This window comes from Enterobacter cloacae complex sp. P43RS (assembly GCF_014930585.1).
Classification (GTDB): domain Bacteria; phylum Pseudomonadota; class Gammaproteobacteria; order Enterobacterales; family Enterobacteriaceae; genus Enterobacter; species Enterobacter bugandensis.
The window spans coordinates 1-892 of the sequence record NZ_JADBRJ010000024.1 but is presented as its reverse complement, the minus strand read 5'-3'; the positions used below and the strand labels follow the sequence as shown (position 1 = coordinate 892).

Annotated in this window: 2 tRNA genes and 1 rRNA gene; all 3 read left to right on the top strand. The window is 50.4% G+C overall.

Annotation, left to right across the window (positions count from 1 at the left end):
* Positions 1 to 405: ribosomal RNA gene (locus tag IM294_RS21955) — 16S ribosomal RNA — on the top strand; the annotation flags it as partial.
* Positions 406 to 475: 70 nt separating this feature from the next.
* Positions 476 to 552 (top strand) — tRNA-Ile (locus IM294_RS21950).
* 38 nt (positions 553 to 590) lie between these two features.
* Positions 591 to 666 (top strand) — tRNA-Ala (locus tag IM294_RS21945).
* Positions 667 to 892: the final 226 nt, after the last annotated feature.

Below are 892 nucleotides of genomic sequence, written 5' to 3'. Positions count from 1 at the left end.
GGCCGGGAACTCAAAGGAGACTGCCAGTGATAAACTGGAGGAAGGTGGGGATGACGTCAAGTCATCATGGCCCTTACGAGTAGGGCTACACACGTGCTACAATGGCGCATACAAAGAGAAGCGACCTCGCGAGAGCAAGCGGACCTCATAAAGTGCGTCGTAGTCCGGATTGGAGTCTGCAACTCGACTCCATGAAGTCGGAATCGCTAGTAATCGTGGATCAGAATGCCACGGTGAATACGTTCCCGGGCCTTGTACACACCGCCCGTCACACCATGGGAGTGGGTTGCAAAAGAAGTAGGTAGCTTAACCTTCGGGAGGGCGCTTACCACTTTGTGATTCATGACTGGGGTGAAGTCGTAACAAGGTAACCGTAGGGGAACCTGCGGTTGGATCACCTCCTTACCTTAAAGAACCTGCCTTTGCAGTGCTCACACAGATTGTCTGATGAAAAACAGCAGTAAAAAACCTCTACAGGCTTGTAGCTCAGGTGGTTAGAGCGCACCCCTGATAAGGGTGAGGTCGGTGGTTCAAGTCCACTCAGGCCTACCAAATTTGCGAAGCAAATTTGAAGAGGTTGGCAAAACGATGGGGCTATAGCTCAGCTGGGAGAGCGCCTGCTTTGCACGCAGGAGGTCTGCGGTTCGATCCCGCATAGCTCCACCATCTTTTACTGCGAACACAAGAAAACTTCAGAGTGAACCTGAAAAGGTGCACTGCGAAGTTTTGCTCTTTAAAAATCTGGATCAAGCTGAAAATTGAAACGACACATCTTTAATGGTGTGTTCGAGTCTCTCAAATTTTCGCAATCAGAAGTGAAACATCTTCGGGTTGTGAGGTTAAGCGACTAAGCGTACACGGTGGATGCCCTGGCAGTCAGAGGCGATGAAGG